1 protein-coding gene is annotated in these 855 nt (G+C 56.1%); it reads left to right on the plus strand.

Annotation, left to right across the window (positions count from 1 at the left end):
* The first annotated feature begins 135 nt into the window (after nucleotides 1-135).
* The gene (locus AC1RPW_RS07670; protein WP_481769392.1) at nucleotides 136-849 is read left to right on the plus strand and encodes a lysozyme family protein; all 714 of its coding nucleotides are present in this window, start codon (nucleotides 136-138) and stop codon (nucleotides 847-849) included.
* Nucleotides 850-855 lie beyond the last annotated feature (6 nt).

The raw sequence follows: 855 nt of genomic DNA on the forward strand, positions 1-855 counted from the left end.
GTTTATGATGACGCGGGTCGGCTTGTGGCTAGCACGGGCGCAGAAGCCCCACTCGGGGCCGGGGACGTTGGGGCTATGCGGGCAGCTGGTCCGGTGCCTCATGTAGAGCATAGAGACGTTACTAGTATAAGCGCGTTGGTCGCTCGCGGTGAGGGCGACTACAACAGTGTGAACTACGGTACGCGTGTCAAGGATAAGAAAAAGAAGGGGCGCGCGGGTACTGAAGACCTTGAGAACATGACGGTCAACGAGGTTATGCAGCATCAGCAGGCTGGTGACTTTAATGCTGTCGGTCGCTACCAGATCATTACGACCACGATGCCCGAGATCGTTCGCGGCCTAGGCTTGACCGGTCAGGAGAAGTTTGATAGGACTACTCAAGACCGTATGTTCGATTACCTGATTGGTGTCAAACGCCGGGCTATTGGTGATTACATCTCGGGGCGTTCCGATGATCTGAATGCTGCGGTCTACGCCGCATCGCAGGAGTGGGCGTCGGTAGCCGCTCCCGCAGGTATGCCTCTGTACAAAAAGAAAAAGACGGACCCGACACGATATGGTGATGGGGAAACTTCGTATTATTCAGGAGTACAGGGCAACCGCGCTAGTATCAGTGCTGCTGAAATGGCAGCAACGCTACAGCGCGAGCGCGGGAACAACACAGGCGGCCAAACAGAAGTGACGCAGCCACAGGTGCGTGTGCGAGCCGACACAACTATGAGCGCGGCACCACCGCAAGCACGAGGCCAATCCGCTCAGCATGCACCCGGTTCACTTCAGGCACAAGAGGCCCATGATCAGGAAATCATTCGTGGACGAAGAGGTGAACTAATAGCAGTAACCCAGTGAGGTTTC

The sequence above is a fragment of the Dellaglioa sp. CoH-55-MRSF-8 genome, assembly GCF_056782195.1.